This window comes from Pseudomonas sp. NFACC39-1 (assembly GCF_900110355.1).
GTDB lineage: Bacteria > Pseudomonadota > Gammaproteobacteria > Pseudomonadales > Pseudomonadaceae > Aquipseudomonas > Aquipseudomonas tehranensis.
In genome coordinates this window covers 101,716-123,511 of record NZ_FODL01000007.1, presented here as the reverse complement: position 1 = coordinate 123,511, position 21,796 = coordinate 101,716, and the positions used below count along the sequence as shown (strand labels likewise).

Here is a 21,796-nt window from a genome sequence, read left to right as displayed (position 1 = left end):
GGAGCAAGGCGTGCCCGCGATAGCGATCGGTCTGACGCATCTGTGTCGAATGTGCCACCGCCTCGCGGGCAAGCCTTGCTCCCACAGCAAGGTGCTTCTTACGAAATCTCTAGATCGCTTCCAACTTGGCATACCCCAGCATCAGCCACTTGCTGCCTTCGCTGAAGTTCACCTGAACCCGGGCCTGGGCGCCGGCGCCTTCGAAGTTGAGGATCACGCCATCGCCGAACACCGAATGACGCACGGTCTGGCCGAGACTGAAGCCGGTTTCCGGGATGTCGCTGCCGCCAAAAAGACTGCTGGTGCTTTGCTGCTGGCCGCCGCCGAACGGACGGCTGACGCTGTTGGACAGCCGCACCTCCTGAATCAGGCCTTTGGGCACTTCACGTACGAAGCGCGACACCTTGTTGTAGGTTTCGCTGCCGTACAGGCGCCGGGTCTCGGCGTACGTCAGCACCAGATTCTGCATGGCGCGGGTAATGCCAACGTAGGCCAGGCGTCGTTCCTCTTCCAGGCGCCCCGGCTCTTCCAGGCTCATCTTGTGCGGGAACAGGCCCTCTTCCATGCCCACCAGGAATACGTAGGGGAATTCCAGGCCCTTGGCACTGTGCAGGGTCATCAACTGGATGCTGTCTTCATGCTCGTCGGCCTGGGTGTCGCCGGCCTCCAGAGAGGCATGGCCCAGGAAGGCAGACAGTGGCGATAGCTCCTCGTCTTCCTCGGTGTTCTCGAAGTTTCGGGCGGCGCTGACCAGCTCCTCAAGGTTTTCCACCCGGGCCTGGCCTTTCTCACCCTTTTCCGCTTCGTGGTAGGCGATCAGGCCGGACTGCTCGATAACGGTCTGGGTCATCAAATGCAGCGGCATGTCCGTGCACTTGGTGGCCAGATCTTCGATCAGGTCCATGAAGGCCTTCAGCGCACCGGCGGCGCGACCGGTCATGCCTTTGTTGGTAACCAGCTGGCGCATGGCTTCCCACATGGACACATGGCTGTGGCGCGCGTGGTCGCGAATCGCTTCGACGGTTTTCTCGCCAATGCCCCGGGTCGGGACGTTGATTACCCGCTCCAGGGCCGCGTCATTGCCGCGTCCTTCGAGCAGGCGCAGATAGGCCATGGCGTTCTTGATTTCGGCGCGCTCGAAGAAGCGCTGGCCACCATAGATGCGGTACGGGATACGTTCGCGCAACAAGGCTTCTTCCAATACCCGGGACTGGGCGTTGGAGCGATACAGGATGGCGATGTCGCTGCGGGCCAGGCCGGTTTTCAGCGCGCTCTCGATGGTTTCCACCACGTAGCGGGCTTCATCGTGTTCGTTGAAGGCGGCATAGAGGTTGATCGCTTCGCCTTCGCCACCGTCGGTCCACAGCTCTTTACCCAGGCGCCCGGTATTGTTGGCGATCAAGGCGTTGGCGGCCTTGAGGATGCCGGCAGTGGAGCGGTAGTTCTGTTCCAGGCGGATCACTTGGGCGTCAGGAAAGTCCGCCGAGTATTGATGAATATTCTCGATTTTGGCGCCGCGCCAGCCGTAGATCGACTGATCGTCATCACCCACCACCATCAGGCTGTCGCCGCCCTTGGCCAGCAGGCGCAACCAAGCGTATTGCACGGCGTTGGTGTCCTGGAACTCGTCCACCAGCACATGCCGGAAGCGCTTCTGATAGTGCGCCAGCAGGCCTGGGTGATCGCGCCACAGGTCCAGTGCGCGCAGAAGCAGTTCGGAGAAGTCGATCACACCAGCGCGCTGGCACGCCGCCTCGTAGGCTTCATAGATGCTGCGCATGGTCGCCAGGAACAGATCGCCACTGGCCTGGATGTGTTGCGGGCGCAGGCCTTCGTCTTTCTGGCCGTTGATGAACCACTGGGCCTGACGAGCCGGCCAGCGCTGTTCATCCAGGCCCAACTCACGGATCACCCGCTTGACCAGCCGCTGCTGGTCGTCGCTGTCGAGAATCTGGAACGTCTGGCTCAGGCCGGCTTCCTGCCAATGCGCCCGCAACAAGCGGTGCGCCAGGCCGTGGAAGGTACCGACCCACATGCCGGCCGGGTTGATGCCCATCAGTTGCTCGATGCGATGGCGCATCTCGGCAGCGGCCTTGTTGGTGAACGTCACCGACAGGATCGAATGGGGCGAGGCGTTCTCGACCTGGATCAACCAGGCGATACGGTGCACCAGCACCCGGGTTTTACCGGAGCCGGCACCGGCCAGGACTAACTGACGACCCACGGAGGCCGCTACGGCCTGGCGTTGGGCATCGTTGAGGGAGTTCAGCAGAAGGGAGAGATCATCGCGCATCGGGGCATTCTAGGGTGCGGCGGCAGCCCGGGCAAACCGAGCTTTGCGCCAGCCGATAAAAGACCGGTCGGTGATGACCGGTTGGTCATGGGCCACAAGCATTGGCGGGACTCGCTTGAAGGGCCCGCGACCCAATGAAATAGCGACTTTTTCAGCATTTTTATGAGCTTGGACAGTGTGGGATGGCCGCTGCCTTGTGTATGCTCGCTGAATGTTTCGGGTTCTCCATGCTCCGCTGAATAAGAACAAGAACAAGTGCCTATGACCCTAAATTCCGATCTGGCGGGCCCCTGTGTGGAACCACGGATCATCTGCAAGCAGTACGCCACGGAAATGGCGGTCGAACGCACAAGGCTGTTGTATCAGGGTTCGCTGCTGCCCACGCTGTTCATGCTGGTCAACGGTCTGGTTTGCGCCGCGTTGTTGTGGGGGCCTTCGCGTCATTTTCAGGTCAGCGTCTGGCTGGTCTGGTTGCTCTCGCTGGTAGCGCTGCGGGTCATCCAGGTGGCGGCCTTCGATTCGGCGATACCCAGCCGCCAAGCGCACCCGGTCTGGTTGCGGATGTTTTTGCTCGGCTCGGCAATGACCGGGCTGACATTGGCCGGAGCGGGTATAGCACTGGTACCGGCCGACAGTTTCCAGCAACAAGCCTGGGTATTCGGCCTGATAGGCGCAGCTACCCTGTCGGCCAGCGTTGCCTATGCCGTGAGCCTTCCGGCATTTTTGTCCTTTACCTTGCCGTGCCTATTGCCGGCCATCGGTTATCTATTTTGGGGCGGTGATGAACAGCAGCGCGGATGGGGCTGGCTCGGGCTGGTCGTGCTGGTCTCGCTCAGCGTGGTTGCCTGGCAGGTCAACCGGTTGATACAAAGTGGCATGCTGCGAAGGTTCCAGAACCAGGCGCTGATCGAGCATTTGCAGCAGGCGCAAGCCCGTAGCGCACAGCTCAACGAGGCGCTTGGTCGGGAAGTCGAACAACGCCGCTGCGCCGAGGAAAAACTACGGTCGGCTCAGGTAGGACTGGAGGCGCGCGTGGTACAGCGCAGTCTCGAGCTGGAGGCGACCAGCCAGGCCCTGAGCAAGAGCGAAGCGCGTCTTGACCTGGCGCTCAAAGCCAGTGAGTTGGGGCTGTGGGACTGGAACCTGCAAACCGACGAAGTCCATCACACCCAGCTCAAGGAGCTGTTCGGTCTGGAGCCCGAGTACATCACAGCGATGCTCAGCCACCTGACCCCGCGCCTGCATCCTCAAGACGTGCCGGCCCTCAAACGCGCCCTCATTGAGCACCTCAAAGGCCGTAGCGAGGACTACCAGATCGAATACCGCGTACGTCACGGCGACGGCCATTGGGTCTGGATCGAAGACCGCGGTCGGGCCGTGGAGCGCAGCCCGAGTGGCCGAGTGCTGCGCATGGTCGGCACCCGGCGAGACATCAGCCCCCGTAAAGAGCTCGAGCAACAGCGCCAGTTGGCGGCCACGGTTTTCGAGGCCGCCAGCGAAGGCATTGTGATTTTTGACCCGCATTACGCGCTGCTGGCCGCCAACCAGGCCTTCACGCGGGTCACAGGTTTTAATATCGATGACATGCTCGGGCGCAATGTGGTCGATCTGCCATGCAGTCGTGATGCCCGTCGGCACTACCCGGTCATTCGCCAGGCGCTCAAGCAGCACGGCACCTGGCAAGGTGAGCTGGTGGAGGCCCGGGCCAATGGCGAACTGTATCCGCAGTGGCTGCAACTGAACGTGGTGCGCGATGCTCGGGGAAATGTCAGCCATATCGTGGGCTTCTTCGCCGATCTTTCAGCCAGGCGTGAGTCCGAAGAGCGAATGCGCTACCTGACCCATTACGACGAACTCACTGGGCTGGCGAACCGCTCGCTGTTTCGCGAGCGCCTGCACGAAGCCCACCAACGGGTGCGCCAGGGCGGACGACGCAGCCTGGCATTGCTGCATATCGACCTGGACCGTTTCAAGCTCCTCAACGATAGCCTCGGCCATGATGTTGCTGACCAGCTGTTGCAGAAGATGGCCCGCCGCCTGATCAATGCATTGCCCGAAGCGGACACCATCGCCCGCTTATCCGGCGATGAGTTCGGGGTGCTGTTCGATGCCTACGGCAACCTTTCCAGCCTGGCGCGGGTGGCGACCCGCCTGTCCGCCAAGTTGCGTCTGCCGCTGACCATCGAGGGCCATGAACTGGTGGTCAGTGCCTCGATCGGCATCAGCATGTTGCCCGACAACGCGCGGGAGATTTCCACGCTGGTCAGTCAGGCGAACATGGCCATGCAACATGCCAAGCATTTGGGCGGCAACAATTTCCAGTTCTATACCGACAGCCTTCAGGCCAGCACGCTGGAGCGGCTGCAACTGGAGAACCAGCTGCGTAAAGCCCTGGAAGAGCAGCAGTTGAAGGTTTTTTATCAACCCAAATTGTGCCTGGCGACAGGCCGCCTGAACGCCGCCGAGGCATTGGTGCGCTGGGATCATCCGCTCATGGGCCGAGTCCCGCCGGGAGACTTCATCAGCCTGGCCGAAGAGACCGGGCTGATCGGGCCGATCGGCGAGTTCGTGTTGCGCCAGGCCTGTTGGCAGGCGTGCCAATGGCAGCGTGAGGGCCTGGCGCCGATCAGGGTGTCGGTCAACCTGTCGGTGCATCAGTTGCGCCAGGGCAAGCTGGTCAGCCTGGTTCGGCAAGTGCTGGAGGAAACCGGTCTGGCGCCGCAATACCTGGAACTGGAGCTGACTGAAAGCCAATTGCTCGACAGCGTTGAGCACATCATCGCGACGTTCCAGCAACTGCGCGACCTCGGCGTCAAGCTGGCGATCGATGACTTTGGTACCGGCTATTCGTCTCTGAGTTATCTCAAACGCATCCCTGTGGATTACGTGAAAATCGATCAGGCGTTCATTCGTGGGCTGACGGAGGGTAGCGAAGACGCGGCCATTACCCGGGCAATCATTGCAATGGCCCATGGGTTGTCGCTCAAAGTGGTGGCCGAAGGCGTCGAGCGGCCAGAGCAACTCGAATTTCTGAAAGCCGAACACTGTGATGAGGTTCAGGGCTATCTCATCAGCCGGCCGGTTGAAGCCCAAGGGCTGGCCGCGCTGTTATGGGCCAACCGGGATGATTGCTAGCCCGCCGCTGCTACATGGCGCGCATGCGGCATGAAACCGGGAGATTGAGTTACGGATTGGGCGGGCAAAAAGCCGATTCTTGTAGTATAACTACAAGCTTGCTACATCCCGGCTTCTGCCAATAACAAGAGTCCAGTCCCTTGAACCTGTTGCAACACATCGCCCAGTCACGCCATCTGCTGCGCAAGTCGGAGCTGAAAGTCGCCGATCACGTATTGCTTGATCCTGCGGCCGTGATGCACAGCTCCATGGCCGATCTTGCCCACAGCGTCGGCATCAGCGAACCGACCATTGTGCGTTTCTGCCGAGCCATCGGTTGTTCGGGTTTTCAGGACCTGAAACTCAAGCTGGCGCAAAGCCTGGCCGCGGGTGCGAGCTTCGGCCAGTTTGCGATCCATGAGGACGACTCGGTCGCGGACTACAGCCTGAAAATCTTCGACACGACCCTGCATACGCTGATGGAGGTTCGCGAGAAGCTTGACCCGGTGGCGTTGCAAAAAGCCGTCACGGCCATGTCCCAGGCCCAGCGTGTCGAGTTTTATGGTTTCGGTGCTTCGGGCGCGGTGGCGGCCGATGCCCAGCACAAGTTCTTCCGGCTACTGCTGACGGCAGCGGCTTATTCCGACCCGCACATGCAGGCGATGTCGGCGGTCACGTTGAAACCCACCGATGTGGCGATCTGCATTTCCCAGTCGGGGCGCTCCAAAGACTTGTTGATCACCGCCAACCTGGTGCGCGAAAGTGGTGCCTCGCTGATCACCTTGTGCCCGAGCCAGACGCCACTGGCCGAGCTCTCGACGGTGAACCTGGCCATCGACGTGCATGAAGACACCGAGATCTACACGCCGTTGACCTCGCGCATTGCCCACCTGGTGGTGATCGACGTATTGGCGATGGGCGTCGCCATGGCGCGCGGCCCGAGCCTGGTCAACCATCTCAAGAGCGTGAAGCGCAGCCTTCGCAGCCTGCGGCTGTCGCCCAAGTCGGTGAAGGCGCTGGATGACTAATTGGGTCTCTCCGATTCTTTGTCGAGGAGGCTTTTGTGGCGAGGGGATTTATCCCCGCTGGGGCGCGCAGCGGCCCCGTTTTTTGCGGTTGCTGCGCAACCGATCGGGGATAAATCCCCTCGCCACAAAACGGCATTTGCCCGAATTCATCGTTCTGTAACGCTCGCGCCGCCAAACCGTCATCCCGCGCCTTCATCGTAAAGCTCCCGTATACGTCTTGGGAGTCTCGACATGACCCAGTCCTACGAAGAACGCAGCGCCGTCAAAACCCGTCGTCAGCAGGAAGACCAGCGCCGCATGGCGTTCCGTCGTGCCATCGAAGACCGCTGTGAGCAGCGCCAGCTGCTGGCCGAAATCAGCGAGTTTCCGGACGCTGTAGAATTCAACTATTGGCAGGCAACACCGGCGGCTTCCCGTCGAAACGACCAACCAGGCCAATGATCTGAGCGCGCTCGCCGCGAACGAACGCCAGGAAGGCGTGAGCCACCGGTGACAGGCGCTTAGCCCTGGCCTGCACCAGGCACCAGCTGCGGTAAAGCGGCAATTCCTCCACCGGCAACTCGATGAGCGCGCCGGACACCAGCTCCCGGCTTACGGCGTGGCGCGTCAGCAGCGCCACGCCCAGCCCCGCCAGTACGCATTCGCGTTGGGCCTCCGCCGACGCCACTTCCAGTGTCTGGGTGAAATGCACCCGTTTCTCCTTGAAATATTCCTCGCAGGCCAACCGCGTGCCTGACCCCGGCTCGCGCAGCAGTAGCGTATACGGCTCAAGGTCTTGCAGGCGCAACGGGCCCATGTGGCACAGCGGATGGTCGGGGGGTGCCACAGCGACGATTGGGTTGTTGAGAAATGGCAGGAATTCCAGGCCCATGTCCTGAGGCACCATGGACATGATCACCAGATCGTCGCGGTTGTCCGAGAGCCTGCGGATCACTTGGCCGCGGTTGACCACCGTGAGGTTGAGGTTGACCTCCGGGTGCTGGCGCTTGAAAGCGGCGAACAGGTGCGGCACGAAGTACTTGGCACTGGATTCCACCGCCAGCTTCAGTTGGCCTTGCAGCGAGCCCTGCATGTCCGACAATTGCATGTCGAGGTTTTCCAGGCGCCCGAAGATGTCCCGGCTGGCGCGTTGAAGGGCTTCGGCGGCTTCGGTCATGTAGAGTTTTTTGCCAACGTACTCGAACAGCGGCTGGCCGATCAGTTCCTCAAGTGATCGAATCTGTAGGCTAACGGCCGGTTGTGTGAGAGACATTTCGTCGGCTGCGCGGCTGTAGGACCTCAGGTCGCACACCTCGTTGAAAATCTGCAGTTGACGCAATGTCATACGCATCAATGACTTACGCATTTTCTATAGCCTCTGGGTCGGGGCGGATGAATCAACTATAAGTCTTTGCTTATGCACGACCCAATAAATATTCATTTTTGTTAATCAACAGCCAGGACTAGTGTGGTGCTGCGACCGATTGTTACATCTGGTCACGCGTCGACCTGAAGCTCCAGGTCGTGGTACCACCGGCTCAAGGGAACCTCCAATTGATAACAAAGATCCTGATCGCCAACCGTGGTGAGATTGCCGTCCGCATCGTGCGCGCTTGCGCCGAGATGGGCATTCGCTCGGTCGCGGTCTATTCCGACGCGGACCGCCATGCGTTGCATGTCAAGCGTGCGGACGAGGCCCACAGCATCGGCGCCGATCCGCTGGCCGGCTATCTCAACCCGCGCAAACTGGTGAACCTGGCCGTGGAAACCGGTTGCGATGCGTTGCACCCCGGTTACGGCTTTCTCTCGGAAAACGCCGAGCTGGCGGACATCTGCGCCGAGCGCGGGATCAAATTCATCGGCCCGTCGGCTGAAGTCATTCGCCGCATGGGCGACAAGACCGAAGCGCGTCGCAGCATGATCAAGGCCGGCGTACCGGTCACGCCGGGCACCGAAGGCAACGTAGCGGGCATCGAAGAGGCCCTGACCGAAGGCGACCGCATTGGTTACCCGGTAATGCTCAAGGCTACGTCCGGTGGTGGCGGTCGGGGTATCCGTCGCTGCAACAGCCGCGAAGAACTCGAACAGGCTTTCCCTCGGGTCATTTCCGAAGCGACCAAGGCCTTCGGTTCGGCGGAAGTGTTCCTGGAAAAATGCATCGTCAATCCCAAGCACATCGAAGCGCAGATCCTGGGTGACAGCTTTGGCAACGTGGTGCATCTGTTCGAGCGTGATTGCTCGATCCAGCGTCGCAACCAGAAGCTGATCGAGATCGCCCCCAGCCCGCAACTGACGCCCGAGCAGCGCGCCTACATTGGCGATCTGTCCGTGCGCGCCGCCAAGGCCGTGGGCTACGAAAATGCCGGCACCGTGGAGTTCCTGCTCGCCGAGGGCGAGGTGTACTTCATGGAGATGAACACCCGGGTGCAGGTGGAACACACCATCACCGAAGAAATCACCGGCATCGACATTGTTCGCGAACAGATCCGCATCGCCTCCGGGCTTCCGTTGTCGGTCAAGCAGGAAGACATTCATCACCGTGGCTTCGCGCTGCAGTTCCGGATCAACGCCGAAGACCCGAAAAACAACTTCCTGCCCAGTTTCGGCAAGATCACCCGCTATTACGCCCCCGGCGGCCCGGGCGTGCGCACCGACACAGCGATCTATACCGGCTACACCATTCCGCCTTTCTACGATTCGATGTGCCTGAAGCTGGTGGTCTGGGCGCTGACCTGGGAAGAAGCCATGGACCGTGGCCTGCGGGCCTTGGACGACATGCGCCTGCAGGGGGTCAAGACCACCGCGGCGTATTACCAGGAAATCCTGCGCAATCCGGAATTCCGTAGTGGCCAGTTCAATACCAGCTTCGTTGAAAGCCATCCTGAGCTGACCAACTACTCGATCAAGCGCAAACCCGAAGAGCTGGCCTTGGCCATCGCCGCCGCCATTGCCGCCCACGCAGGCCTGTAAGGAAGTATGACCATGTCCAAGAAGATCTTTGTTACCGACACAATCCTGCGCGACGCCCACCAATCGCTGCTTGCTACGCGCATGCGCACCGAAGACATGCTGCCGATCTGCGACAAGCTCGACAAAGTCGGCTATTGGTCGCTGGAAGTCTGGGGCGGCGCAACATTCGACGCCTGCGTGCGTTTCCTGAAGGAAGACCCGTGGGAGCGCTTGCGCCAACTGCGCGCGGCGCTGCCCAACACTCGTTTGCAAATGCTGTTGCGCGGCCAGAATCTGCTGGGCTATCGCCATTACAGCGATGACGTGGTCAAGGCGTTCGTGGCCAAGGCTGCGGTCAACGGCATCGATGTGTTCCGTATTTTCGATGCGATGAACGACGTGCGTAACCTGCGGGTCGCCATCGAGGCGGTGAAGGCCTCTGGCAAGCACGCCCAGGGCACCATCGCCTATACCACCAGCCCGGTGCACACCATTGAGGCGTTCGTCGCCCAGGCCAAGCAAATGGAAGCCATGGGTTGCGACTCGGTGGCGATCAAGGACATGGCCGGTTTGCTGACCCCGTACGCCACTGGTGAGCTGGTGAAGGCATTGAAGACCGAGCAGTCGTTGCCGGTATTCATCCATTCCCATGACACCGCTGGCCTGGCCGCGATGTGCCAGCTCAAGGCGATCGAAAACGGCGCCGATCACATCGACACCGCGATCTCCAGCTTCGCCTGGGGCACCAGCCATCCGGGCACCGAATCGATGGTTGCTGCCCTTAAGGGCAGCGAGTTCGACACCGGCCTGAACCTGGAATTGCTGCAGGAAATCGGCCTGTATTTCTATGCGGTGCGCAAAAAATACCACCAGTTCGAAAGCGAGTTCACGGCGGTGGACACCCGCGTCCAAGTCAATCAGGTACCGGGCGGGATGATTTCCAACCTGGCCAACCAGCTCAAAGAGCAGGGCGCGTTGAACCGCATGAACGAGGTGCTGGCAGAGATCCCGCGAGTGCGCGAAGACCTTGGCTTCCCGCCCCTGGTGACCCCGACCTCGCAGATCGTCGGCACCCAGGCGTTTTTCAACGTGCTGGCCGGTGAGCGCTACAAGACCATCACCAACGAAGTGAAGCTCTATTTGCAGGGTGGCTACGGCAAGGCTCCGGGTTCGGTGAATGAGAAGCTGCGCCGCCAGGCCATCGGCAGCGAAGACGTGATCGATGTGCGTCCGGCCGACCTGCTCAAGCCGGAAATGACCAAGCTGCGTGGCGAAATCGGCGCACTGGCCAAATCCGAAGAAGACGTACTGACTTACGCCATGTTCCCGGACATCGGGCGCAAGTTCCTCGAAGAGCGCGAAGCCGGCACCCTGACTCCGGAAGTGCTGTTGCCAATCCCTGAGGCCGGCAGTGTGAGCTCGGCGGGCGGTGAAGGCGTGCCGACCGAGTTCGTCATCGACGTTCACGGCGAAACCTACCGCGTCGACATCACCGGGGTGGGCGTCAAGGCTGAAGGCAAGCGTCACTTCTACCTGTCCATCGACGGCATGCCCGAAGAGGTCGTGTTCGAGCCGCTCAATGAGTTTGTCAGCGGCGGCAGCAGCAAGCGTAAGCAAGCCACTGCACCGGGCCACGTCAGCACCACCATGCCAGGCAACATCGTCGATGTGCTGGTCAAGGAGGGCGATGTGGTGAAGGCCGGCCAAGCGGTGCTGATCACCGAAGCCATGAAAATGGAGACCGAAGTACAGGCGGCCATCGCCGGCAAGGTCTCCGCCATTCATGTCGCCAAGGGCGACCGAGTCAATCCGGGCGAGATCCTGATCGAGATCGAAGGCTGAGCTAACAGCTTCGATACAACCGTTTAACCTCGGGGGGGCATGTGCTCCCCTTTTTTTTGCTTGTCAGAACATCATTCGCCATTGGCCCGTCAACGCCCCGTTATGGTTGTCCTGACCGGTTTCACCCTTGTAACTCACCCCCAGGGTATGCCGAGGCGAAACGGCCAGGTCCAGCCCTGTTTCGAAAAGCAGACTGTCACGGTCCAGTTCGACGCCTTCGACGGTGTACGACTTGCCTGCGCCGGCCAGGCCCTGGCGGGAAGCGCCTCGGGTCTCGCCATAGAGATGTTTCCAACCGAGACTCAAGCGCGGCGTCAGTCGCATGCCTTGGTCAAGAGAGAAGGACCGGGCGAGGTGCAGGCCCAGATTGCTGTGGAAATAGTCCTGGGTCTGGCCGTTGAACTGCAACGCCGCGTCGCCACCTTTCTCTGAATAGCGATCGCGTCGGTAGCGCTGGTAGCCAAGGTCGATGTAAGGCTCGACATCGAAGTGACCGATATTCAGGTTGTAACCGAGCTGGCCAAAGACCTGCTGCGTATGGGCATCGTAGCGACCTTTGAGGCGATCCCTGAAACCGTTGAAGACCACATGACGCTTGGTGCTGCCGTCATGATTGGCGTAAACGGCGCCCAGGCGCAGGGCCCATGGCCCGTCCTGGCGCAAGGCATAGGCGCCCAGGTGCCAACTGTCGAGCCGACCATCGAACTGCTGGCTGTCCAGCCGGGTTTGTGTCTTGCTGCCGATCACGCCCAGGCGCCAATCCGGGCTGATGGCCCAGTCGGTTCCCAGCATCACACCGCTGGTCGAGTGTTTCAGCGCATAGCTGCCCAACTGTTTGCCGATACTGCCGCTGTTACCGATGGCCTGGACCCAGACTTGACCGTCAGCATGCACGCTCCCCGGGTTTTTCTGGCCCATGGCCGAGAGCATTGCGCTGCTGATCGGCGCCATGCTGCTCAAGGTGGCGTTGCCCAGATCCGCAGTGTTATAGCCACTCAGTTGGTCGATGGCGCTGGCGGCGGTCATCATATCGCTGCCGAGCAAGGCGTTGATGGCAGCGTTGGGTTTTGCGACTGGCTGGGTGGTTGGCAATTGGCCGGTGGGTTTGGGAGCGGCGCTGGTGATTCTTGGTGGCTCGGCGGGTTTGATTGCAGGGGCTTCGATCCCTGGTCGGGCTCCTGCTGCCTGCGCAACGGCGGGCACAGCCGTGGGGGCGGGCGCTGGAGGTTTGACCGGTTGCCGCTCTTCGATATGGGCCGCAAATTCTCGCCCGTTTTCGGAACTTGCTGCTTCCTCGATTGGCACATCGTTGCGGGCGTAAGTCAGGTTGACTTGCGTATCGGTGGGAGTCAGCGTCGCCGTCATGAATGCCAGCTTACTGGAGACCGTGCCGAACGCTCCTTCAATCTTCCCCGCGCGGATGACCGTGTGCTCACGCGTCTCAATGTATTCGCCCGGCACGCCGGCGACGGTCAGCGTCGCGTTGTTCAGGAGCGCGGTGCCTTCAACGTTGATCGTGGAGCTACCGCCCTCTGCATTAACCCCGTAGATCAGTTCGGCAGTCTCTGCCAACGACAAATCCTTAGTAACGGAGGGTGCGCCTGTTTCGGGGCCGACTTCCAACTGGCCCGCGATACTCAAGAAATCCACAGTGCCATTACCGCTGAAGCGGGCCTTCTCGCGTACGTAAACCTGCCCATTGACCACGCCTGAGTTCGTCATGCTGGCACCTGGCTCGACAGTCACGTGATTGGCGACCATGCCCTGGTTATCCAGCTTGCCGAGAACCCCTACCTGCCCCTCGATTTGGCCAGTATTGAGCAACGTGGTGTCTGGCTCGATCACTCCCCAGCCTGTGAAACTCCCGGTGTGTTGCCATTCGCCTTGCGTAACCTGCAATGCCATGAAATTTCGGGTTTCAGCCAATATCGGATGCTTGGCGGCGTCTAGTTGCAGGACGTTTTTTCCACCGCCGCCATCAATGATCCCGGGGAATTTTGCGTTTGCGCTGATGATGACCAAGTCATTTTTGCCAGTCCATCTCGCGTCGCCTTTACGGGGGGAGATGGCATTCTGCCGCTTGGTGTCCCTAGCTTCGGCGAAGGCTCTGAGGTGCTCTTGTTGCTCGGCGGTCGTGAGGATATCGGCGGGTGGCTGAGCCCTCGAAACATCGGCGCAACCGACGACCAAGGCAACTGCCAGGGCAAGGTGTTGGGGTGGGTGTAAAGGTTGGATAGACATCGAGTGCGGTCTCGTTTGAAAGGAGTCCGCACTTTAAAAATTCCACCCTTGATCACGATGCCAGCTACCGCCTCGCCTTGGGCAAGACACAGCAGATGAAATCTGTAGGCTGGTCGAGTTGCGATCCAGACATCGTCGCGTTGGCTTCCATGGCCTGAAGCGATGCCCTACAAGATCCTCGGAACCGTTCTGTCAGCTGCGCTTGAGATACGCCTTCCCATAATGCCGCTCCATCCGCGCCTGGATCAGCTCCAACGCGATGGACATCAACCAGTAAATGATCGCCGCCGTGGTGAGCATTTCGATGTAGCGGTAGCTGGAGCGACCATAGGATTGGGCCAGGAACATCACTTCCCAGACGCCCATCACCGAGATCAGAGACGAGTCCTTGAGCATGGAGATGAATTGGTTGGTGGCCGGTGGAATGATGGTGCGCATGGCCTGGGGCAGGGTGACGCGCCAGAAGATCACGGTTTCGCCCATGCCCAGCGCAAGGGAGGCTTCGCGCTGGCCGTGGGGGACGCCAAGGATCCCGGCGCGGAAGATTTCGCTCAGGTAGGCGCCGTAGTTCAGCGACAGGGCGATGATCCCGGCGGCAATCGCGCCCGGGACCAGTCCCAGTTGTGGCAGGCCCAGGTAGATCAGCAGGATCTGGATCAGCAGCGGTGTGCCGCGAAAGAACGACGCGTAGAAACTGGCAATGCCGAACGCCACCGCGCTGCTGGACAGCCGCGCCAGGGCGGTGATGAAGCCCAGCAAGGACGAAGCGACGATCGAGCACAGGCAGAGAAACAGCGTCAGCGCCGCGCCCTGCAGAAAGCCGTTGGGTGCCAGGTGCACGCCGAGCAGGTTCGGCAGTTTGTCCAGGATGATGGCGAATTTCAGGTCGAAGCTCAGGAAAAAACTCGCGAACAACACCAGCATGGCCGCCCAGGTCAGGTACAGCCGTGTGCGAAAACCGAAGATCTTTTTCAGGCGCGACTCGGCCACCGGTTGCGGTGGCCGAGAAGGGGATGGAAAGGAAGTCATTGGCTGATGTCGGCGCCGATCCATTTTTGCGAAAGCTTGCTCAAGGTGCCGTCCTGTTTCAACTGGGCGAAAACCTCACGTACCTTGCTGTTCCACTCAACGTCGCCTTTTTCGATGGCCACTGAGTTCGGTTCGGAATAGAGCGGCTCGCCCGCCAGCTTGAAGCGCTTGTCTTCGGTCAGCCGCGGCTGGGCGGTCACCAGGTTGGTCAGCACCGCGTCCAGCCGCACGCCGGCACCCAGGCCCAGATCCTGGAAAGCCACGTTGTCGGTGTCGTACGGGGCGATCTGCACGTTTTCGAAGGGGTAGTTCAGTTGAGTGTCCTCGGCGCCTTCGATCACCAGGTTCTTGTTCAGGTAACTCTCGTAGCTGGAGGCGCTGGTGAGGCCGACTTTCTTGCCGCTCAGGTCCTTGGCGCCATGGATGCTGTCGTCCTTGGCGTTGACCACGATCACCGCGGGCGAGGCGTAATACTGAACCGGGAAGTCGAACACCTCGGCGCGGGCTTTACTTGGCGTCATGGAGCAGATGCAGATGTCATAGCGCCCACTCCAGCGCCCGGCGGCGATCACGTCCCAGGAGGGGGTTTCCAGGCGCAGCTTCACACCCAGTTTTTCAGCGACCGCTTTGGCGACATCCACGTCAAAACCGTCGAGCTGGTTCTGATCATTGAGGAATGAGAAGGGCGGATAACTTTCCATCAGCACGCCGACCAGTTCTTTTTTCTGCTCGATGCGATCCAGCGTGGCGCCAGCGAGCGCTTGCGACGAAACGGCCAAGAGAGTCAGGCCGAGGGCCAGCAGCGGTTGAAATTTCACGAGAGATCCCTGGCTGAAAAATAAGTTGTGGTTGAGCGATGGGTGCGTATTAAATAGTTATAAGAACAACTCCGGTAGTGAGTTATTTTCATAAGCTTATGAGTGAATCGCATATGGGCGCAGCAACGATAGTCATCCTTGATGGCGGCATGGGCCGCGAATTGCAGCGCCGGGGCGCGCCGTTTCGGCAGCCCGAATGGTCGGCGCTGGCCTTGAGCGAAGCACCCCAGGCGGTAGAGGCGGTGCACGCGGCCTATATCGCTAGCGGCGCCAATGTAATTACCAGCAACAGCTACGCCGTGGTGCCGTTTCACATCGGAGAGGAGCGCTTCGCAGCAGAGGGCCAGGCATTGGCGGCGCTGGCGGGGGAGTTGGCGCAGCGAGCGGTACAGGCCTCAGGCAAATCAGTACGGATTGCCGGGTCGCTGCCGCCATTGTTCGGTTCCTATCGACCCGATTTGTTCGATGCTTCCCGTGCCAATGAACTGCTGGAGCCGCTGGTGACAGGCCTGGCGCCTCATGTTGACCTGTGGCTGGCCGAAACCCAAAGCTCGACGGTCGAAGCGCGGGCGATCCACGCCGGGCTGCCGAAGGATGGCAAGCCGTTCTGGCTGTCATTCACCCTGAAAGACGAAGACACCGATGAAGTGCCGCGCCTGCGTTCCGGTGAGCCGGTGGTGGACGCGGCGGCAGTGGCCGCCGAGCTCGGCGTCGAGACGCTGCTGTTCAATTGCAGCCAACCAGAAGTGATCGGCGCGGCAATCGATGCCGCGCGGGACACCTTCGAGCACCTGGGAGTGAAGATCCACATTGGAGCCTACGCCAACGCCTTTCCTCCTCAACCGAAGGAAGCGACGGCCAACGACGGGTTGGACCCGCTGCGCGACGACCTTGATCCACCCGGTTATCTGCAGTGGGCGGCCGATTGGCAGAAGCGCGGCGCCAGTCACCTGGGCGGTTGCTGCGGCATCGGGCCGGAGCACATCGCGGTGTTGGCGCAAAAGTTGGTCTGATCCCTTCAAGCAGACATGGCGGCTTACATTTCCCCGCCGCCACAATACATATGTATGTCATCGCGGGTCGGACGAAGCGATAGGTTCCTGGTTCCTTAACTACAACCGGGACCTATCCTTGAAACCCATTAGCCTGTTACCCAACGGTATTCGATTTCAGCCGCATAAATTCGCCGATCAATGGCTCGGTCAATGGGGCCTTACCGGCGACGCGCAGGTTCAGGTCACTTATCAGGAGGTCGAGACTGTCGATTCGGCCGCCGAACGCAAAACCGCATCGGTTCCGTTGCGGGACGCCGTCACACAAGGCTTTCTGAGGGCCCATCAAAGCCGGGCTTCCTCCTCCGCCTTGTCCCCGCGAGAGGGCTGGGTTTATCCCCACCGAAGTCAGATGTCCCTGGACTTTTCGTCACTGCGGGCCAACGGTAAAGCGCTCTCGCAAGATGTCCTGCAGCAATTGCGAGCCGGCATCGCGCCCGGTTACCAGGGCATCGGACAACCCGTCATCACCGAGGTGGATGCCGAGGGTAATCTGCTCGGCGTCCGTGAAAAGGAGCAACTGCGCCAACTGGGGTTTCTGGATGCCAATCAGGTGCAACTGGCCCGGTTGTTCGCCGCGCTTCCAACGTTCGACACAGTGCTCAAAAGCCTGCTGGTGGGCCGGATCAAGGCCAGTATCGCCCAAGGGAAACTCCATGCCTCGGTGCTCGAGCACATGGAGCCGGATCACTGCTATGTGAATCATTTTGCCGTCGACTCGATGGGCAAGCGTTCGTTGACCTCCTCCCAGCGTTTCACCGACGTCATGCTGGGCTGCCTGGCAACGGATACGCCGCCCACCTACACCGTCGGCAGTGTGGGATTCTTTACCCGTCCGGACGCAGTGGAAGAGGCTGACAGCCTGTTTGTCAGCCCGTTGGACCACAAGACTGCAGCGACCATGGAGTCGGTCTTCTATATCGCCCCACCCATTGCCAACGAAAGCCTCAAGCGCCAGTTCCTCGATGACCTTGTCGCGTTTGGCACGAACAAAAGCGTAGCGCGCGCGCTCGATATGCCCAGCCCATCCACGGCAGAAACGGCGCTGGCGTATTTTCTGGGCCGGCGCTTCCTGTATCTGTTCGATCTGTACAAGGCAGATCGGGATCCGGCCATTGTACTGACCCAGGATGAGCGGAACCTGCGCAACGACGAAGACCGCCTGTTGGACATCATCACAACCCATCCCCGCATGTCGGACAGGAACCACCTGTTGCGGGCACCCATTCCCCATGCCTATGCCGTCATGCTCGACATGGGGGCCGCGACGCCACGCAAGTGGCCGGCAGCCATGGTCATCAAACGGGCCGATCAGTCTTTTCTGTTCCTGTATTCGCTGGAAGGGGGGATACAGAAATTCCGCTCCTTCCAGGAACTGGTGCAAAAGACAAACCCGGTCTTTGAGGGGCTGGAACGCAAAATCCGGGATATTTCCACCGAGTTGTCCGGGCACGTCTTCGAAACAGCGGCAGATGACCTGCTGCGTTTGCAAAGCGCGGCGTTGGAGGCGTTTCTGAACGCCCCGGCAAACGAAACGCTCGCCTTGCCCGCCTTCGCCCTGGGCGTCGACGATGCGCTTGAGCTTCCGATGTTGTCCCTTGCCGGGCCTTTGGCTGTCCGCCAGGAGGCACTGGTGGAAAACAATCGCCCCGACTTCTTCAAAGCGGCGAATGCTTCCCAGAGAGCCCATTACCGCAGCCTGGAGCTACGGGTGCTGGAAGCCGCCTATACGCTGGCAGACAGCGATATCAAGACCTTGCTGCAGTTCACTCGCCAGAAGATCAGGCAGTACCTGCAGGCCACCGTGCACCCGGACATAGATCCCGATCCGGACCAGTCCATGGTCACATTCTTCTATGGAAAAAGGACCAACCCGAGGCAGTCCCGTGTCACCAGCCTGACCCAACTGCTATTGGATAACCTGCGACCGTCCCAGTACCCGAATGCCATGAGGGAAGTGCTGAGTGTCTATATCATCGATCCCAGCGGCGAGCGGATCCGGAACCCGGCCAACGGTTATTTCCTCACGATGAGCGGGCGCGAACTTGCCAGGATGGTCACGAGCATCGATGCCGGTGGAAGTTATGAAGCCATGCTCAGGGAGGAAATGAATAAACCTGTCTACAAAAAGGCTTGGCAGACAGCGTATCTGGCCAATCTGAAATTCAAAGGGTATGAGGCCTCGCTCCAGGGCGACACCGTGTTCAAGGCCATGGTGGTCGATAAGGCCTTCAACCCACCGAAATCGACAAAGAAGCTCGTCCTCTGGCTGGACGCTGTCCTGCGCTCACCGTCGACTGAGGGCCGTACCCCGGTCATGGGACGCAGGGTGCATGTGTACGGTCTGTTATTGGGCGGAAGCATGGCCGCCGGCGGTCGGCACGCCCATATGGGCAATGCGAACAGCATCAATGGTGCGCTGGTGTTTTCCGATCAGGAAGGGCCCGATATCAAGGGCACCGTGGGCGTTTATTTGCCCGACAGCCCCGAGGGCGAGGATTTCCATGAGTTCGCCGACCTGAGCGACGGCATTGCCGAGCTGTTGCCACGGGAGGATTGGCAGGCGTATTTCCGTTCGCGCATCTCCACGAACGACCCGGCGCAGATAAAGCGGACCCTGGGTCAACAGGGCGGTCGTCCGCTGATTCGCGGTTCGTTGATCAGCGGCGATCTGCTTGACACCCTCCACCGGGTACACGTCAACTTTCACAGTGCCCATGCCGATCACCGCTCCAACAGTAACCGCAATGTTCGTCATCAGACCTATGGCAGGCTCGGGCAGATGGTGATCGAGATCGTCATGGAACTGGCCGGTATGTTCCTGGCGCCGGGTTTTCAGATGCTCAAGAGCGCCGTTAAAACGGGCTTGTTGATCTACAGGACCGGGGCTATTCCGCTGAACCTGAAAACCCTGGCGCTGGTACACACCGTGGCCAATCATGGCGGCTGGCGCCTTACCCGAGGCGTGGGGGTACCCACTCGGAGTCAATCCTTTTTTCGCGCGGTGACGGCTCAGCAGAGTCAGGATGAAGCACTGACCGGACTGCCGTTGGACGCGGCGATTTATGGCCGTTATGCCGTGACGGATGCATCGGTAATACGCGGGCTGACAGCGGATGCGCGGGGTTTTTATCGCGCGACTGTCAGCAATACGACCACCGGCAGCGTGACGTCCCGCCCCGTGTATGTGCGACAACCCGAGGGGACAGTGTTTCGGGTGCATGACCACACGAGGCTGGACGCGACCGAGGCCATTCTGGTCGACCCGTTAACGGGATTGGACATCCGCTCCACTGGCGTGATGAGAAGCACCGTGGCGCGAATGTCCGATGGGCAGTGGCGCGCCGTGGGGTTTGGCCGCGGAGGCGGTAAACGGCCGGGGGATCTGAGTCCCCAGCCAGGGCCGTCAAAACCCAAGAGACCGGCCCTGTCGTCTGCGGCGCTGTCCTCGCAGGTTCGTACGCCAGGTACCTGGAACAATCAGCTGATGGACCTGATTCCGTCGATCATGACGCGTCTGGAAAGTTGGCCACAGAACCGGAGCCTGCTAATCATCAATGAACAGGATCCTGAACATGTCTGGTCGTTGCGCTTTACGCCTGGGCAAGACGAAACCATCTATCCCCTGAGCAGCCATCCAGAGAGGACTGACACCGATGTCGTCCTCAATCGCACGACCCAGCATCATTACAACCTGGTGCTGGGCGAGGAGACCGTGGCGATCCCTGGCGACGGTGATTGTTTCTTCAATGCTGTTACCCGTGGGCTGAATGAAGGACAGACCCAGCAAACGTTCTCGATGCAGGGTTTGCGAAATGAAGTGGCTGATTATATCGACCGGCATCCGCATATCGGGCAATACGTGGCGTCGCCACCGACCAGGATTCAACAGGCACTTTTTGAGAATGCGCCCTCGCTGGACAACCTGTTGGGCCAGGCGGCAATGCTTGATCTGTCGCGGATCGTCTATGGCGCACCCAACCCGCATCGCCTGTTCCAGCCAACGTTGCGTTACCTGGACCTGCAAGCAAACAGTTCGGTGCGAACGGCGATCACCGCAAACCCGGCCTCCAGATTGCCGCCGGAAATCCTCCAGCAAGTCGGGCGCATATTGTCGCAGCGGCCTCCGGCGAAATTGGCGGCCAGCGTTTATGCGCCATATTCCGGGGAAGAGCGACAAACCATGCAGCAACTGTTCGAGGACCTCTTGGTGGGGCCCGTTGAGCCTGCACTGATCCAGAAGTTGCTTGATGACAAGTTCCTGCTAATGACCCCTGACGTGGCCCATATCCTGCTGGAGTACGGCGTGACCGCAAGGCAACTGGTCAATCACCATCCCAATAACAGTTCGGCTTATATCCTGTATGACGAAGCGCTGCACGGTCATCTGGACGAAGACCAGCTTGAAGCCTTGCTCGATGGGGCCTACCTGGTCGATAGCGACGATCTGGCTGATGCCAAGAGTCTGTTGGTGGCCGATTCTGGCAAGTCCGTCAGTGATACTTCGGAGCTGTTCGATCATTTCATTTACACGGACAGGGCCGATAGGACTGTCAACTTGTTCAAGACCGCTCTCGGGCGTTTTCCCGTCTTGCTGAGACGGGCGAATTTTCTGTTCAGGTCGCCGATCATCGCGCATAACCTGGGCGGTTTGTTGCGGGTGGGCGAAGTGGCCCGGTGGCTACGTAACCCGGCCTTGTCCGATAGGCGTTTCCAGCTTCTTGCGGAGTATGCGAGCACCCGCTACAGCGAATTGCAGCGCACCGAAAGCATCGATGTCGACTGGATGCAGTTGTTTGACGACCGGAACCTGCAAAATATCGTCACGCATCAAGACGAGTTGGCGGATTTCCTGGTGTTCCTGGGGGGCGCCTGGGGGAACATCATGGACAACGACATACCGGCTGTAGCCAAGCTGTTCAGCTTTGCGGGGCAGCCTCCCTCCAACGACAGGGTCGCGTCGTTATTCGATGTTCCGAATCTCTGGGGCTCTTTGCAGAAGCTGCGCAAGGATTACGCCAGCCAGATCTGGGCCGACCTGATTGGGCCGCACTTCAGCGACGCCACCATCCGGCTCGCCCTGGCCCGACCTGGGGCGCTGAATTCCGAGATGCACCTTGCCCTTGCCCTGAGAAGCAGCCTTGCCCCGGACGAATTCCGCGCCAACCAGATCATGCAGCGCTTGCTCTCCATCGGCCAACGTCGGGCCCAGCAGTACCTCTACAACTTCGACTTCCCAACCAATCGCCTGGGCCATAGTCGTCTGGACTTTGCGATGTACGTGGAAAGCCATCTGACCATTCCGGACTGGGCCTGGCAGTATGCAAGGCGAGGTGTGACCGCGGATTCACTCAAGAATATTGGTGAGATGAAGCCTAAACCTGAGTGAGGATAATTTACTTGTGATGCTCGCAAGGTGATGTCGACTGTACCGCCGCCATCGCGAGCAGG

Annotated in this window: 13 protein-coding genes; 8 read left to right on the top strand and 5 right to left on the bottom strand. The window is 60.2% G+C overall.

The window, feature by feature from the left end; translation table 11 throughout:
* Positions 1–109: 109 nt before the first annotated feature.
* Positions 110–2,293, bottom strand: a complete 2,184-nt coding sequence (gene uvrD / locus BMY45_RS16875; RefSeq protein ID WP_092399529.1) for a DNA helicase II — start codon at positions 2,291–2,293, stop codon at positions 110–112.
* A 261-nt stretch (positions 2,294–2,554) separates the two neighbouring features.
* Here uvrD and BMY45_RS16870 point away from each other — a divergent pair, with 261 nt between their 5' ends.
* The 3 genes from BMY45_RS16870 (at position 2,555) to BMY45_RS16860 (ending at position 6,876) form a co-directional block, all read left to right on the top strand.
* Positions 2,555–5,428, top strand: a complete 2,874-nt coding sequence (locus tag BMY45_RS16870) for a putative bifunctional diguanylate cyclase/phosphodiesterase (protein ID WP_092399527.1) — start codon at positions 2,555–2,557, stop codon at positions 5,426–5,428.
* A 140-nt stretch (positions 5,429–5,568) separates the two neighbouring features.
* Positions 5,569–6,435, top strand: coding sequence for a transcriptional regulator HexR (gene hexR, locus BMY45_RS16865; protein WP_003187110.1), 867 nt, complete (start codon positions 5,569–5,571; stop codon positions 6,433–6,435).
* 231 nt (positions 6,436–6,666) lie between these two features.
* On the top strand, positions 6,667–6,876 hold the full coding sequence (locus BMY45_RS16860) for a PA3496 family putative envelope integrity protein (RefSeq protein WP_092399525.1): 210 nt from the start codon (positions 6,667–6,669) through the stop codon (positions 6,874–6,876).
* Here BMY45_RS16860 and BMY45_RS16855 read toward each other — a convergent pair.
* Complete coding sequence (locus tag BMY45_RS16855; RefSeq protein WP_092399523.1) at positions 6,818–7,780, bottom strand: LysR family transcriptional regulator; 963 nt, start codon at positions 7,778–7,780, stop codon at positions 6,818–6,820. The two genes, BMY45_RS16860 and BMY45_RS16855, sit on opposite strands and share 59 nt — an antisense overlap.
* A gap of 188 nt (positions 7,781–7,968) precedes the next feature.
* On the opposite strand from BMY45_RS16855, the gene BMY45_RS16850 reads away from it, so the two are divergent.
* The gene (locus BMY45_RS16850) at positions 7,969–9,384 is read left to right on the top strand and encodes an acetyl-CoA carboxylase biotin carboxylase subunit (protein WP_092399521.1); all 1,416 of its coding nucleotides are present in this window, start codon (positions 7,969–7,971) and stop codon (positions 9,382–9,384) included.
* Between the two features lie 12 nt (positions 9,385–9,396).
* Positions 9,397–11,205, top strand: a complete 1,809-nt coding sequence (gene oadA / locus BMY45_RS16845; RefSeq protein ID WP_092399519.1) for a sodium-extruding oxaloacetate decarboxylase subunit alpha — start codon at positions 9,397–9,399, stop codon at positions 11,203–11,205.
* A gap of 63 nt (positions 11,206–11,268) precedes the next feature.
* On the opposite strand, the gene BMY45_RS16840 is transcribed toward oadA, so the two are convergent.
* Positions 11,269–13,110, bottom strand: a complete 1,842-nt coding sequence (locus tag BMY45_RS16840; protein ID WP_256573665.1) for an autotransporter outer membrane beta-barrel domain-containing protein — start codon at positions 13,108–13,110, stop codon at positions 11,269–11,271.
* 45 nt (positions 13,111–13,155) lie between these two features.
* Between BMY45_RS16840 and BMY45_RS28435 the strand changes: the two genes are divergently transcribed.
* Positions 13,156–13,431, top strand: coding sequence for a hypothetical protein (locus tag BMY45_RS28435; protein WP_256573664.1), 276 nt, complete (start codon positions 13,156–13,158; stop codon positions 13,429–13,431).
* Between the two features lie 207 nt (positions 13,432–13,638).
* On the opposite strand, the gene BMY45_RS16835 is transcribed toward BMY45_RS28435, so the two are convergent.
* Both BMY45_RS16835 and BMY45_RS16830 read right to left on the bottom strand, forming a co-directional pair.
* Positions 13,639–14,475 carry an amino acid ABC transporter permease gene (locus BMY45_RS16835; RefSeq protein ID WP_092399515.1) on the bottom strand — a complete coding sequence of 279 codons (837 nt, stop codon included), beginning with the start codon at positions 14,473–14,475 and terminating at the stop codon, positions 13,639–13,641.
* The gene (locus tag BMY45_RS16830) at positions 14,472–15,293 is read right to left on the bottom strand and encodes an ABC transporter substrate-binding protein (protein ID WP_092399513.1); all 822 of its coding nucleotides are present in this window, start codon (positions 15,291–15,293) and stop codon (positions 14,472–14,474) included. The genes BMY45_RS16835 and BMY45_RS16830 overlap by 4 nt, the downstream gene beginning before the upstream one ends.
* 113 nt (positions 15,294–15,406) lie before the next feature.
* Between BMY45_RS16830 and BMY45_RS16825 the strand changes: the two genes are divergently transcribed.
* A complete protein-coding gene (locus tag BMY45_RS16825) occupies positions 15,407–16,306 on the top strand; it encodes a homocysteine S-methyltransferase family protein (RefSeq protein WP_092399511.1) in 900 nt (299 codons plus the stop codon).
* A 118-nt stretch (positions 16,307–16,424) separates the two neighbouring features.
* Positions 16,425–21,734 carry an OTU domain-containing protein gene (locus BMY45_RS16820; RefSeq protein ID WP_371913961.1) on the top strand — a complete coding sequence of 1,770 codons (5,310 nt, stop codon included), beginning with the start codon at positions 16,425–16,427 and terminating at the stop codon, positions 21,732–21,734.
* The last annotated feature ends 62 nt before the right edge of the window (positions 21,735–21,796 follow it).